This window comes from Chondromyces apiculatus DSM 436 (genome assembly GCF_000601485.1).
GTDB lineage: Bacteria > Myxococcota_A > Polyangia > Polyangiales > Polyangiaceae > Chondromyces > Chondromyces apiculatus.
In genome coordinates, this window is sequence record NZ_ASRX01000013.1 from 26546 (window position 1) to 39633 (window position 13088).

At 69.7% G+C, this 13088-nt stretch carries 13 protein-coding genes; 12 read left to right on the forward strand and 1 reads right to left on the reverse strand.

What is annotated here, in order from left to right; genetic code table 11:
* The first annotated feature begins 3 nt into the window (after nt 1–3).
* From nrfD to CAP_RS09155, 12 genes are all read left to right on the forward strand, one after another.
* Nucleotides 4–1347: an NrfD/PsrC family molybdoenzyme membrane anchor subunit gene (gene nrfD / locus CAP_RS09100; RefSeq protein ID WP_044238665.1), complete on the forward strand. Its 1344-nt coding sequence runs from the start codon at nt 4–6 to the stop codon at nt 1345–1347.
* Complete coding sequence (locus CAP_RS09105) at nt 1344–1961, forward strand: DUF3341 domain-containing protein (protein WP_063748661.1); 618 nt, start codon at nt 1344–1346, stop codon at nt 1959–1961. Before nrfD ends, CAP_RS09105 begins: the two co-directional genes overlap by 4 nt.
* Nucleotides 1958–2641, forward strand: a complete 684-nt coding sequence (locus CAP_RS09110) for a c-type cytochrome (RefSeq protein WP_052374575.1) — start codon at nt 1958–1960, stop codon at nt 2639–2641. The genes CAP_RS09105 and CAP_RS09110 overlap by 4 nt, the downstream gene beginning before the upstream one ends.
* On the forward strand, nt 2638–3825 hold the full coding sequence (locus tag CAP_RS09115; protein ID WP_044238668.1) for a hypothetical protein: 1188 nt from the start codon (nt 2638–2640) through the stop codon (nt 3823–3825). Before CAP_RS09110 ends, CAP_RS09115 begins: the two co-directional genes overlap by 4 nt.
* A complete protein-coding gene (locus tag CAP_RS09120) occupies nt 3822–4190 on the forward strand; it encodes a hypothetical protein (protein WP_044238671.1) in 369 nt (122 codons plus the stop codon). Before CAP_RS09115 ends, CAP_RS09120 begins: the two co-directional genes overlap by 4 nt.
* Entirely contained in the window at nt 4187–5101 is a 915-nt protein-coding gene (locus CAP_RS09125) for an SCO family protein (RefSeq protein WP_052374579.1), read from the forward strand. Before CAP_RS09120 ends, CAP_RS09125 begins: the two co-directional genes overlap by 4 nt.
* Nucleotides 5094–6203 (forward strand): cytochrome c oxidase subunit II, encoded by a 1110-nt coding sequence (gene coxB, locus CAP_RS09130; RefSeq protein ID WP_044238672.1) that lies wholly within the window; start codon nt 5094–5096, stop codon nt 6201–6203. The genes CAP_RS09125 and coxB overlap by 8 nt, the downstream gene beginning before the upstream one ends.
* The gene (locus CAP_RS09135; protein WP_081864705.1) at nt 6200–7873 is read left to right on the forward strand and encodes a cytochrome c oxidase subunit I; all 1674 of its coding nucleotides are present in this window, start codon (nt 6200–6202) and stop codon (nt 7871–7873) included. The genes coxB and CAP_RS09135 overlap by 4 nt, the downstream gene beginning before the upstream one ends.
* Nucleotides 7851–8486: a cytochrome c oxidase subunit 3 family protein gene (locus CAP_RS09140; RefSeq protein ID WP_044238675.1), complete on the forward strand. Its 636-nt coding sequence runs from the start codon at nt 7851–7853 to the stop codon at nt 8484–8486. Before CAP_RS09135 ends, CAP_RS09140 begins: the two co-directional genes overlap by 23 nt.
* Nucleotides 8487–8499: 13 nt before the next feature.
* Nucleotides 8500–8883, forward strand: coding sequence for a cytochrome C oxidase subunit IV family protein (locus CAP_RS09145; RefSeq protein ID WP_052374582.1), 384 nt, complete (start codon nt 8500–8502; stop codon nt 8881–8883).
* A 161-nt stretch (nt 8884–9044) separates the two neighbouring features.
* Entirely contained in the window at nt 9045–9641 is a 597-nt protein-coding gene (locus tag CAP_RS09150) for a hypothetical protein (RefSeq protein ID WP_044238676.1), read from the forward strand.
* A 410-nt stretch (nt 9642–10051) separates the two neighbouring features.
* The gene (locus tag CAP_RS09155; RefSeq protein ID WP_044238679.1) at nt 10052–11272 is read left to right on the forward strand and encodes a hypothetical protein; all 1221 of its coding nucleotides are present in this window, start codon (nt 10052–10054) and stop codon (nt 11270–11272) included.
* 103 nt (nt 11273–11375) lie between these two features.
* On the opposite strand, the gene CAP_RS09160 is transcribed toward CAP_RS09155, so the two are convergent.
* Complete coding sequence (locus CAP_RS09160) at nt 11376–12995, reverse strand: phytoene desaturase family protein (RefSeq protein ID WP_156040634.1); 1620 nt, start codon at nt 12993–12995, stop codon at nt 11376–11378.
* Nucleotides 12996–13088: the final 93 nt, after the last annotated feature.

A 13088-nucleotide genomic window follows, 5' to 3' on the forward strand; every position in this document is an offset into this window, starting at 1 on the left:
GCCGTGGCCGAGCCGCTGATCCTCGGTGAGCCCAGCGATCGGGAGCTGTCAGAGCAGCTTCTGTCGGTGGTGTGGCGGCCGCGGTCGCGGCTCTGGCTGCTGGCGTTCGCGGCGGCGTCGGCGGGGACGGGGCTGTTCTTTCTGTGCGCGGCGATCACGGTGAGCACAGGGATCGGGGTGTTCGGGAACAACATCCCGGTGGCGTGGGCGTTCGACATCATCAACTTCGTGTGGTGGGTGGGGATCGGTCACGCGGGGACGTTCATCTCGGCGATCTTGCTCTTGCTGGAGCAGAAGTGGCGGACGAGCATCAACCGGTTCGCGGAGGGGATGACGCTGTTCGCGGTGATCCAGGCGGCGATGTACCCGCTGCTGCACCTCGGGCGGCCGTGGTTCGGGTACTGGCTGGTGCCCTACCCGTCGACGCTGGACGTGTGGCCGCAGTTCCGGAGCGCGCTGCCCTGGGATGCGGCGGCGATTGCGACGTACTTCACGGTGTCGCTGCTGTTCTGGTACGTGGGGCTGATCCCGGACTTCGCGTCGCTGCGGGACCGGGCGCCAGGGAAGGCGCGGCGGGTGCTCTACGGGATCTTCGCGCTGGGGTGGCGGGGGTCGACGCGGCAGCTCACCCATTACCGGGTGCTCTACGGGCTGCTGGCGGGGCTGGCGACGCCGCTGGTGATCTCGGTGCACTCCATCGTCAGCAGCGATTTCGCGATGGGGCTGACCCCCGGGTGGCACGCGACCATCTTTCCGCCGTTCTTCGTGGCGGGGGCGATCTTCTCGGGGTTCGCCATGGTGCTGACGCTGCTCTTGCCGGTGCGGCGGATGTTCGGGCTGGAGAACGTGGTGACGCAGCGGCACATCGGGGCGCTGGCGAAGATGATCCTGGTGACGGCGTGGATCGTCATCGGGTCGTACATCATCGAGTTCTTCGCGGCCTGGTACAGCGGGTCGGAGGTGGAGAGCTACCAGTTCTTCGTGGCGCGCCCGACGGCGCCCGGGGCCGGGGTGTTCTGGGTGCAGATGGTGTGCAACGCCCTGGTGCCGCAGCTCCTCTGGTCGCGGAGGGTGCGCGAGAGCGGGGTCGCGCTGTGGATCATCTCGGTGCTGGTGAACGTGGGGATGTGGGCGGAGCGGTACGTGATCATCGTGCTGTCGCTGCAGCGTGAGTTCCTGCCGGCGCAGTGGGGGGACTTCAGCCCGTCGTGGGTGGACATCGGGCTCTTCACGGGCACGCTGGGGTTCTTCTCGCTGCTGTTTTTGATCTTCCTGCGGCTCTTTCCGTTCATCCCGGTGTCCGAGGTGAAGGAGCTGAACCACGAGCTGCGGAAGGGGCACGGATGAAGGCCGATCTGCTCGCCGAGTTCGAGACGCCAGAGGCGCTGCTCGCCGCGGTGGAAGAGCTGTACCGGCGCGGCTACCGGGTGCTGGATGCGTTCACGCCCTACCCCGTGCACGGGCTGGAGCAGGCGCTGCGGCTGCCGCGGTCGAAGCTGCCCTGGCTGGTGCTGCCCTTCGCGCTGGGGGGCGGGGGGGGCTGCTACGGGCTGCAGGCGTATCTGAACGGGTGGGACTATCCGCTCGACGTGGGGGGGAGGCCGCCGCACTCGGCGCCGTCGTTCGTGCCGATCAGCTTCGAGATGATGGTGCTGGCGACGGCGCTGATGGGGGTCCTGATCTTCTTTGCGCTGTGCAAGCTGCCGGAGCTGCACCACCCGATCTTCGAGGTGGAGGGATTCGCGGGGGCCAGCCAGGATCGGTTCTGGCTGGGCATTGATGGGCGGGACCCGGCCCTCAAGCGGGGGACGACGGAGGCGCTGCTGGCGTCGCTGGGGGCGAGCCGGGTGGCGTGGACAGGAGAGACGGCAAAGGCGGCGGAGACCAGCGAGGCGGTAAAGAAGCCGACCGAGGCCGCGGAGGAGGTGCCCGGGGCCGTGACGAAGGAGGAGCCGTCGTGAGGCGGGGCGGGGTCTGGGCGGTGGTCTGGGCGCGGCGCGGGCTGCTCCTCGGCGCAGTTGCGCTCGCGGGCGGGGTGGCGGGGTGCGCGCTCCAGGATGATCCGGCGCTGGAAGGCGAGGGCGATGAGCGGGGGGCGGCGCGTCTGGAGATCGATCTGGAGCGGATGATCTACCAGCCCCGGTACGACGCCTGGGAGCCGGCGGCCGTGTTTCCCGATGGGAAGGTGATGCGTCACCCGCCCGAGGGGACGGTGCCGCGTGATCGGGTGACGGAGAGCGCGCTGCTCAGCGAGGGGCTGACCGAGGAGGGGGGCCACGCGGCGCGGGTACCCATCACGCTCAGCCGGGAGGTGCTGCGGCGGGGGCAGCAGCGCTACGACATCTTCTGCGCGCTCTGCCACGGGGTGGCCGGGGATGGGGTGTCGGAGGTGGCCAGGGTGATGACCCAGCGGCCGCCGCCGAGCCTGGTGGAGGCGCCCATCGCGGGGTACGCGCCGGGGCGGGTCTACCAGGTCATCGATCAGGGATACGGGTTGATGCGGTCGTATGCGGCCGATCTCTCCATCACGGATCGGTGGGCCGTGGTGGCTTACGTGCAGGCGCTGCAGCGGGCGCGCAGCGTGTCGCTCGATGCGCTGCCTGCACCCGTGCGGGAGCGCGCGCTCTCGGAGCTTCGATGATCCACGATGCACCTCGCTTTCAGGGCGGACGCCGCCTCTTCGCCGCCTCGCTGGGGATGTCGGTGCTGGGGGCGGCGGGGCTCCTGGCAGGGCTGCTGGTGAACCCGGATCGGCTCCACTTCGCGTACCTCGCGGCCTTTGCCTGGGCGGCGACGATCGCCACGGGGGGTCTGGTCTTTTTGATGATCTGCCACGCGATGCGGGCGGGGTGGCCGGTGGCGCTGAGGCGGCTGACGGAGACCATCGTCAGCGCGCTGCCGCTGCTGGCGCTGCTGTTCGTGCCGCTGCTCTTCGGGCTCGATCGAATCTATCCGTGGACCCACCCGGAAGCAGCGGCCGACGAACATGTGCGGCATCTGCTGGAGCACAAGCGGCCGTACCTCAACGCGACAGGGTTCGTGATCCGGGCAGGGGTGTACTTCGCGGTGTGGGGGGTGGCGGGGCACCTGCTGCGGCGGTGGTCGCTGCGGAGGGATGAGGCGCCGGAGCTGGACGTGGACGGGAGGATGAATGGTCTGAGCGCGGTAGGGCTGCCGGTGGTGGGGCTGTCGCTGGTCTTCGCGTCGTTCGACTGGCTGATGTCGCTCGATCCGACGTGGGTCTCGACGATGTTTCCGATCTACGTGTTCGCAGGGGGGTTCGTGGGGGCGCTGGGGCTGCTCACGGCGCTGACCTGCGCGGCGCAGAGGGCGGGGCTCTTGCCAGGGCTGAACGGGTCACACTACTCCGCGCTCGGACGGCTGATGCTGGCGTTCACGGCGTTCTGGGCCTACGCGGCGTTCTTTCAGTTCCTGCTGATCTGGTCCGCCGATCATCCGCACGAGGTGGCGTTCTACCTGCGGCGGTGGGAGGGGCCCTGGAAGGCGACGACGGTCGCGCTGTGCGCGGCGAGGTTCGTGGTGCCGTTCGTGATGCTGCTCAGCTACCGGCTGAAGCGGCGGCCGGGATACCTGGCGGTGGTGGCCGCGTGGATCGTGGTCTCCCATTACGTGGACATGCACTGGCTGGTGATCCCGGAGGCACGCGCGAGGGCGTGGTTCCCGTACCACTGGCTCGATGTCGCGGCGCTGCTCTTCTTCGGGGGGGCGTGCGTGGCGTTCACCACGCAAAGGCTGCGGGGGAAGCGGGCGATGCCCGTGGGGGATCCTTCCCTGCCCCGGGCATTGCAGTACGAGAGTCTATGAGCGACGAGGAGCGAGAGCCGGGTCTCCGCCAGGAGGCGGACAAGGTGCCGATGGGGCAGGTGCTGCTCCTCGCGTTCGCGATGGTGGGGATCGCGGGGGTGATGGTGATGGCGTCGGCGCTGCTGCTGGGGTCGAGCCTGGATGCGCTGAGGCCTTCGCGGGTGTGGCCGGAAGCGCGGCAGGAGCGGCGGGCGTTTCCGGTGATCCAGCAGGAACCTTTCGGGGAGACAGGGCCAGGGCAGGCGCTGGAGCGGAAGAAGCGCGCGGAGATGGGGGCGTTCCGGTGGGTGGACCGGGAGGGGGGTCGGGTGGGGGTACCCATCGATGTGGCGATGGATCTGGTGGTTGAGGAGAGCCAGCGATGAGGCGGGGGACGGTGGTGAGGCTGGCGGTGGTGAGGCTGGCGGTGGCGCTGGCGTTGACGGGCGTGGGGCTCGGGGCAGGCGCGGCGTTCGCGGGACAGGGTGGGCCTGCGGCAGCGCCTCCGCCGGGGGGGGCCGTGGCGCTGCCGCCCGTGGCGCGGGGGGCGGACATCGAGGAGCGGCTGGGTCAGGCGGTGCGCAAGGATCTGGCGTTCACCGATGCGGCGGGGCGGGAGGTACGGCTCGGCGATTACCTGGGGGGGGATCGGCCGCTGGTGCTGGTGCTGGCGTATTACCGCTGTCCGGCGCTGTGCAGCATGGTGCTGCGGGGGCTGGTGGAGGGGCTGGGGCGGCTCTCGTTCACGCCCGGGGACGAGTACCAGGTGCTGACGGTGAGCTTCGATCCGCGGGATACGGCGGCGGCGGCGGCGAAGAAGCAGGCAGGGGTGCTGGCGGAGCTGTCGCGGGGGCGGGAGGGGGCGGCGGTGTCGCCAAAGGCGTGGCCGTTCGTGGTGGGGAAGGAGGCGGAGATCGGGGCGCTGGCGGCGGATCTGGGGTTCCAGTTCGCGTTCGATCCAGCGACGGAGCAATACGCGCACCCGGCCGCGGTCTTCGTGCTGACGCCCGATGGGCGCATCTCGCGTTACCTGTACGGGGCCGATTACCCGGCGCGTGATCTGCGGCTGGCGCTGCTGGAGGCCAGCGAGGGAAAGGTGGGCGGGATCGTCGATCGGGTGATCATGACCTGCTACCGCTACGATCCGGCGACGCGCCGCTACGGGCCGGCGATCAGCGGTTTCTTCAGGCTGGGGAGCGTGGGGATCCTGGCCACGGTGGGGACGCTGCTGGCGACGCTCTGGCACCGCGACCGGAAGCAGCGGAGGCAGGAGCGCGAGGAGGCCGGCCATGAATGAGCTGCTGCGCAGGCTGCTGTTCTTGCCGCCCCAGCGCTCGACGGTGGCCGCGGAGATCGATGGGCTGCACTTCCTGGTCATCACCATCACCATGGTGGGGGCGACCGCGGTGGCGCTGGCGGGGGGGTACTTTCTGTTCAAGTACCGGCGGCGGGCGGAGATGGTGGGGAAGCCCAATCCCGGGGCGACGTCGCGGCCCGCGCTGCTGGTGGAGATCGTGGTGCTGGTGCTGCTGGGGGCGCTGTTCCTGTGGCTATGGCTGATCGGCTACCGGCAGTACATGCGCCTCGCGGTTCCGCCGGAGGATGCGCTCGATGTGTACGTGATGGGGAAGCAGTGGATGTGGAAGTTCGCGTACCCGCACGGGGCGGCTTCGGTGACGGATCTGTACGTGCCTGCGGGGAGGCCGGTGAGGCTGACCATGACCTCGCGGGACGTGCTGCACAGCTTCTTCGTGCCGGATTTTCGCATCAAGCAGGACGTGGTGCCGGGGCGGTACACGACCGTGTGGTTCCAGGCCACGGAGCCGGGGACGTACCAGATTCTCTGCACAGAGTACTGCGGGACGGAGCACTCGTACATGCGGGGGCAGGTGGTGGCGCTGGGCCCGGAGGACTACGCGCGGTGGCGGGCCGACGGGGAGAAGATCGTGCCGCGGGAGCCGTCGCTGAAGACCGACCTGACCGGGCGGGTGGAGAAGCTCGACGCGCCGCGCGAGGCGCAAGCGGCGCAGGCCGAGCAGACCATGGCCTGGCGGGGGCAGCGGGTGGCCGCGGAGCAAGGGTGCCTGCGCTGCCACACGCTGGACGGGACGCGGCACATCGGGCCGACGTTCGCGGGGCTGTACGGTCGGCGGGTGCCGCTGGAGTCGGGGGGTGAGGCGGTGGTGGACGAGGCGTTCATCACGGCGTCGATCATGGATCCGGTGAGGGAGATTCACCTGGGGTTCTCGCCGGTGATGCCGTCGTATCTGGGGCGCATCGCGCCGCCGGACGTGGCGGCGATCGTGGAGCTGATCCGCTCGCTGCGCCGCGTCGAGCCCGCGGAGGGGGCGCTGGAGGAGGGGATCCGGAGCTTCGACGAGGAGGTGGCAGCACCATGAGCCATGCTCTCACCGGAGACGCGGACCTGCCGCAGGAGGCGGTAGGGCCGCAGGAGACTCACGAGGTCGACTACCTGCGGGCCGAGGGTGGGGTGCGCTCGTGGCTCCTGACGACGGACCACAAGCGCATCGGGCTGATGTTCTACGGGCTGGTGGTCCTGTTCCTGATCCTCGGTGGCCTGTTCGCGATGGTGCTGCGCGCCGAGCTGATCACCCCGGAGCCGACCCTGATCGAGGCGGACACCTACAACCGGATGTTCACGCTGCACGGCGTGATCATGGTGTGGATGTTCATGATCCCCTCGATCCCCAACGTGTTCGGCAACTTCGTGCTGCCGCTCATGCTAGGCGCCAAGGACCTGGCCTTCCCGCGGCTGAACCTGCTCAGCCTGTACGTGTTCGCGCTGGGGTCCGTGGTGACGCTGGGGGGCGCGGCCCTCGGGGGCACGGACACGGGCTGGACGTTCTACGCGCCCTACAGCACCTCGACGTCCACGGCCGTGGTGCCGGTGGTGGCGGGGATCTTCATCCTGGGGGTCTCATCGATCATGACCGGGCTCAATTTCATCGTGACCACCCACACGATGCGGGCACGGGGGATGAGCTGGACGCGGGTGCCGCTGTTCGTGTGGGCCATCTATGCGACGAGCGTGATCATCCTGTTCGCCACGCCGGTGCTGGGGATGTCGATCACCCTGGTGGGCATTGATCATGTCTATCACTTCGGCATTTTCGATCCGAGGCTCGGGGGGGACCCGGTGCTCTTCCAGCACCTGTTCTGGTTCTACTCGCACCCGGCCGTGTACATCATGATCCTGCCCGCGATGGGGGTGATCAGCGAGGTGGTCTGCACCTTCACGCACAAGCCGCCGGCCTCCTACAAGGCGATCTTCATCTCCTCGCTGGGGATCGCGTTCGTCGGGTTCTTCACCTGGGGCCACCACATGTTCGTGGCGGGGATGAGCACCTTCGACGCCGGGGTGTTCGGCATTCTCTCGATGTTCGTGGCGATCTTCTCCGCGATCAAGGTGTTCACGTGGGTGGCGACCATGCACCGGGGGTCCATCCAGTTCAGCACTCCGATGCTGTACTTTCTCTCGTTTCTGTTCCTGTTCGTGTTCGGGGGGATGACCGGGGTCGCCGTGGCGACGCAATCGCTCGATGTGCACTGGCACGATACCTACTTCGTGGTCGCCCATTTCCATTTCATCATGGTGGGGGCCACGCTGACCGGGTTCCTGGCGGCGGCGCATTACTGGTTCCCCAAGATGTTCGGGTGCCTCTACTCCGAGCGGGTGGGGATGATCGGGGCGACCGGGGTGTTCTGCGGCTTCTTTCTGACCTTCTTCCCGCAGTTCCTGCTGGGCAATGCGGGGATGCCGCGCCGGTACTATGCGTACCCGGAGCGGTTCCAGTGGCTCAATGCGCTGTCGAGCGGGGGTGCCTTCCTCCTGGGGGGCGCGCTCCTGCTGACGCTGGTAAACCTGCTCGTGGCGCTGAAGCGGGGGCGGCGTGCGGATGGCAACCCGTGGACCTCGCGCAGCTTCGAGTGGATGACGCCCACCCTGCCCCCCAAGCACAACTTCGCGGTGCCCCCCAGGATCGGGCGCGGTCCCTACGATTACCACCTGACCGAGGAGGAGGCTCATGCGCGCGTCTCGCCTGGCTGAGCACTTCGAGGATCTGGAGAAGCAAACCCACGCCGCGCGCCTGGGGATGTGGATCTTCCTCGGGAGCGAGACGCTGCTGTTCGGGGCGCTGTTCGGGCTGTATGGCGCCTACCGGACGATGTACCCGCAGGCGTTCGTGGAGGCCGCGGCGCACAATGCGGTCTGGCTGGGGACGATCAACACCCTGGTGCTGATCACCAGCAGCTTCACGGTGGCGCTGGCGGTGGGGGCGATCCGTGCGGGAGCCGGGAAGCGCGCGGGATGGCTGCTGGTCCTGAGCCTGGTGCTGGGGGGGGTCTTCCTGGGGCTGAAGGGGCACGAGTACGCCGACCACATTCACCACGGCATTCTCCCGGGCAGCGCGTATCACTTCGGGGCGCTGCCCTCCATGGGGGCGAACCGGTTCTTCACGCTCTACTACCTGCTCACGGGGCTCCACGCGTTCCACGTGATCGCGGGGATGATCTTCCTCGGGGTGGTGGCCGTGGGCTGCTTCCGGGCGCGCTACGACGCCGAGGACCACCTGCCGGTGGAGCTCGGGGGGCTCTACTGGCACCTCGTGGACATCCTCTGGATCTTCCTCTGGCCGCTCCTCTACCTCTCGCGCTCCTGAGGGACTCGACGCCATGAACCACAAGCACGGGTCCACCAGGCGCTACGTCACGGTCTACCTCGCCCTGGTGGGGCTCACGGCGCTCTCGTTCGGGCTCTCGTGGCTCCACCTGGGGACGGTGGACACGGTGATCGCGCTCCTGATCGCGGTGGTGAAGAGCACGCTGGTGGTGCTCTTCTTCATGCACCTGCTCGAGCACCGCACCGTGAGCGGGCTGGTGCTCGGGTGCACGGTCTTCTTCATCGCGCTGCTCACCTCGCTGATGGCCGCGGACGTGGCGACCAGGATCAACTCCACGCCAGCGCCGTTCGTGATCACCGGTGAGAGCGAGGGCGGCAGCGAGAGCGCCAGAGAGAGCGTCAGAAGCAGGGCCGGAGAGAGCGCCGGAAAGCGCTGAAATCCAGGGCTGACGCGCCCCCGAGAGGGGGCGGACATTCTCTATCCAGGGAGGGGCCTTCCGGACATTCTCCGTCCGTCCGACGTCTTCTCGCGCGCATTGAATGGGGCTATCACTGTATCTGCGTGGGGGACACGGCGTCCGACGCGAGGAGAGCTTTCATGGACAAGATCTCGATGACGTACTTCGTGGACTTCGTGCTCAAGGCCGGCACCCCGAAGCTCACGGGAGTGCGGGAGATCAAGGAGCGCAAGGACGAGCTGTTCACGGATTTCTACCGGCAGGTGCGCGAGGCGATCGTGGCCATGCACCGCGGCAACAAGAGCGATCGGGTGCTCGACGATTTTCTGGCCGCGCAGACCGATGAGCGGCGGCGCCGCATCTATCCGGGGATCATCGCGGGGTACCGCAAGCTGCTCGCAGGCGGGAAGGTGACGTGGTTCGAGCCCACGGTGGGCACCTACCGGATCGGAGACCTGGACATCAACGTGAACCCCGAGCTGGGTCTCAACATCGACGGGAAGCCGCACCTCATCAAGATGTACTTCCGCGGCGAGTCTCTCTCGGCGAAGCGATTGACGGTCATGCTCAATCTGCTGACCAACGGTCTGGAAGGAATCGCGCCTCCGGGGACGGTGTTCGCGGTGCTCGACGTGCGCAAGGCGAAGCTGCACACGTTCAAGGTGCCGAACCCGCGGGTCAGCACGCTGCTGCGCGGTGAGGCAGCGTCGTTCGCGACCATCTACGCGTCGATGTGAGTGACGCGGCGGGGGCACGCGCCCTTGCCGCCGCCGCCACCGCCGCTGCCGCACCAGCGCCGGTGAAGTCTCGAGCATCCCCCATCCACTGAAGCTCTCCTGTTCACCGCGGATGCGCATCGCGCAGCGCTCACACGCATCGCGCAGCGCCGACAGGAAGCGCTACGTGCACCCGCGACCGTGGCGCGCCTTCGCCGTGCGCGGAGGGACGAGCCCGCCGGAATGCATGCGTCTCACCGGCTGACCGTGCTCGGGCTCACGGCTGTTCATGTCATGATGGCAGCGACCAGCGCATACTGCACGCACCATCCAGCCACCCCTTGGTCAGGACATCCTTGGTCTGTAAATGACCTATCGAGACATGGAATGGCTGTTCTACCTCAAGAGCATCGGTTACCGTTATCGTTCCGATGGCGCGAACAGGTCAGATCACGGCGACTCCGATCCATGTCCCGAGCGTGCTCGTGGTGCTCGATGCTGCGTGGCCCGATCTGTTTGCGCGGTGCCTGGGTGCCGCGGTGCGCAGTGGGGTGCTCCTGCACCGGTGTGAGGTGGCCGGTGCAGCGACCTTCGCGACGGAGCGGCGGCCGCTGGCGATCGTGATGTCACAGGCGGTGTACGAACTCGACCCGGACGAGTTCGAGGCTCTGGGGCGCGACGTGCACGCGACGCTGCTCAAGGTGGACGAGGACATCACCGAGCGCGAGCTGGAGGCGATGTTCACGGCCATGCTCCGGGACCGGGACCGGGACCGAGACCGAGATCGGGATCGGCGCGACGAGGGCAGTCGCTACACGCTCATCCACCAGGTGGAGGCCGAGGCGCCGATGCCGCGCGCGAGCCAGCCTCCCGCGGCGCCGCGCGGGACCATGCCCCCGCCCTCGCGCACGATGCGGCCCGAGGCGAGCGTCGCGCCCGCCGCAACCCGGCAGTCGCAGCACGCCGGGGTGTTCCCGAACCAGACGCCGCCCCCTTCGGTCAGGGCGCCGCTGCCACCCTCCTCGGTGAGGTCGCCGCCGCTGCCGCCCTCGTCGGTGAGGTCGCCGCCGCCGCCGCCCTCCATGCGCGCGCCGATGGTGCCGGGAGCGCCGCTCGCGCCGCGTACGGCTGCAGGCCCGGACGCGCCGCCGCCTTCGGTGCGCCCGCCGATGTCCCAGCGCTCCATCACGGTCCCGGACATGCCGCCGCCTTCGGTGCGCCCGCCGATGTCCCAGCGCAGCGCCTCGCCGTTGCCGCCCTTCGCGCCTTCGGGGGCGGATCAGCCGCCGCCGTCCATCCGCAACGGGATGCTGCCCGGCCCCCCTGCGCCACGGGGTGGGCCGCTCGGGACGAGGGGCATGCAAGGGTCGGTGACGCCCGTCCCAGGCAGCCTCCCGGCCCCTCCGTCGGTGCGCAACGTGCAGCCTTCGCCCGCCGCGCCAGCGCCGAGCGGGAGCCAGCCGCGAGCGGCAGGAGCGGCAGGAGCGGCAGGAGCGACGCCGACACGTCCTTCGATGCCCGCAGTCAAAGGCACAGGCGCCAAGCCCTCCGAGCCGCGCTCCGGGGTTCGCTACGGCGGGGACGCGCTCGATGCGGTCTTCGAGGAGCAGGAACTCCCGCACGAGACGATCGCCCGCGGCGGGTCGAGCTAAGTACTGCGTACCCCGGATCAGGGGCCGATTGGCCCCCTGCGCTCCCGATGGTCGCTACCCCTGGTTTCTCGCGCGAGCGTCACGCCAAGGACCCGAGACGAACTCAGGAAACGCAGGACCAGGCAGGAGCAGCGTCGGGCGCGGGTCCGAGCCACGCAGCCAGGGCGCGGAGACCACGTCGCGAGAGCGCCCGGACCACCTCGCGGGGGCGGAGGGGCGGGGGGCAGCCAGGATCGCGGCCGAGATCCACCAGGATCCGGTCTGCGCATTCCATCGCGCTCGACGCTGCCAGATCCACCCCGGCACCACGGCCTCCGGCGGTGCTCCCGGCGAGGTAGAGACCGCGCACGGCCGTGAACACGGGAGGACGGGCGCCTTCGCCTTGCCATCCGGTGGGGGCCGCTCCCGCGAGGGGGAGCGTGATCACTGCGTCGATGGCGCAGGTCTGCGCTGCGAGCGTCGGGATCACCCGCGTGAGCGCCTCGACCACGGTGGCCTGCAGGGCCTCGGAGCTTCGTTCCGGGACGTCGTCGCCGTCGAGGAAGACGTGGGCATGCAGGAGGTCTGCATCGTCGGTCATGCCGGATGACGCGCGTGCGGGCGGCGTGGGCGGCGTGGGCGGCGAGTCCGCGCCGGGCGTCAGGGGCGGTGCGGGGCTGGGGGTGCAGAAGACGGCGCCCACCAGCCTGCCCTGTTCCTCCAGCGCGCAGAGGATCGCCTCGTCGCCGAGGACCCTGCCACGCACGCGGAGCTGGAGCACGAGCGCCGCACGAGCGCCGCCCATCGCGCGCAGACGGGCCGCCAGCGCTCCCGCGACATCCTCCTCGTTCGCGACATCCTCCTCGTCGAGGAGCGCTGCAGTCTGTGCCGGGTCGAGTGCGCTCACCACCACCGCTGCCGGGAGGAGCGCCCCTCCCTCCAGCACCACGCCGCGCACCTGACCGTCCTTCACGAGGATGCGCTGTGGCCGCACGTCGTCACGGAGCTGCGCACCTCGCGCCTCGGAGAGGGTGCGGAGCGTCTGCGCGAGGGTCGCCGCGTCGGCCGAGGTGCGCGCGATCCCTCCGGCCTCCACGCACGCCCGGAGGGCCCGCAGCGCCTCCGCGGCGTCCACTCCGTCGAGGGGCGGCGCGAACACCAGCCCGGTGAGCGCGCGGACGAGCGCCCGGGCCTGGCCCTGCAGGCGCGCGGTGTCGAGCAGGGACGAGAGGGGGCGTCCTCTCCAGGCGACGAGCTCGGCCTCCGTGGCGGCCAGGGCCATCACCACGAGCCGGGCGATGCCGAGCGCTGCACGAGGCTCTTGACCGAACCCACGCACGAGCGCGCGCAGGCTCCACAAGAGCCCGGGCTGGGTGGGCGTGAGGGGCACGCGGCGCGGGGGGGCCTTCGGCGAGGGGGTATCCGGCGCGCCCGACGGTGAGGGGCGCGGCAGCCACAGGGTCAGGGGGGCGCGGCGGAAGGCGATCGCCCCCTCGGCCCCGGCGCGGCGCAGCAGTCTTGAGAGCGCGCCGCGCGGGCCCAGGCAGACCACCGGTGCCCGGTCAGGAGCCGGCGCGCCACGGTCACCCCCCAGCGCCCCGGACGCCGAGGGTTCCGCAGGAGGGGCCGGCGCTTCCCGCGCGGCGCTGCCGAGGAGCGTGGTGGGGAGCCCGGAAGATGCAAGCAGCAGCGCCACCGCGGCGCCGCCGATCCCTTCACCGAGCACCACTGCCCCGCCTTCCACGTGCGCGGAGGGTAGCAGAGACGTTCCCGGTGGAGCGTCCGGCCGTTGACCCTCGGGAGCAGCCCCACCTAGAGTAGCCAGCGTCCCTCGCCC

Bases quoted from the DNA above. Each gene is read 5' to 3' on its own strand.
- CAP_RS09105 (WP_063748661.1), top strand. From the start codon at position 1,344: ATGAAGGCCGATCTGCTCGCCGAGTTCGAGACGCCAGAGGCGCTGCTC.
- CAP_RS09115 (WP_044238668.1), top strand. From the start codon at position 2,638: ATGATCCACGATGCACCTCGCTTTCAGGGCGGACGCCGCCTCTTCGCC.
- CAP_RS09120 (WP_044238671.1), top strand. From the start codon at position 3,822: ATGAGCGACGAGGAGCGAGAGCCGGGTCTCCGCCAGGAGGCGGACAAG.
- CAP_RS09125 (WP_052374579.1), top strand. From the start codon at position 4,187: ATGAGGCGGGGGACGGTGGTGAGGCTGGCGGTGGTGAGGCTGGCGGTG.
- coxB (WP_044238672.1), top strand. From the start codon at position 5,094: ATGAATGAGCTGCTGCGCAGGCTGCTGTTCTTGCCGCCCCAGCGCTCG.
- CAP_RS09135 (WP_081864705.1), top strand. From the start codon at position 6,200: ATGAGCCATGCTCTCACCGGAGACGCGGACCTGCCGCAGGAGGCGGTA.
- CAP_RS09140 (WP_044238675.1), top strand. From the start codon at position 7,851: ATGCGCGCGTCTCGCCTGGCTGAGCACTTCGAGGATCTGGAGAAGCAA.
- CAP_RS09145 (WP_052374582.1), top strand. From the start codon at position 8,500: ATGAACCACAAGCACGGGTCCACCAGGCGCTACGTCACGGTCTACCTC.
- CAP_RS09150 (WP_044238676.1), top strand. From the start codon at position 9,045: ATGGACAAGATCTCGATGACGTACTTCGTGGACTTCGTGCTCAAGGCC.
- CAP_RS09155 (WP_044238679.1), top strand. From the start codon at position 10,052: ATGGCGCGAACAGGTCAGATCACGGCGACTCCGATCCATGTCCCGAGC.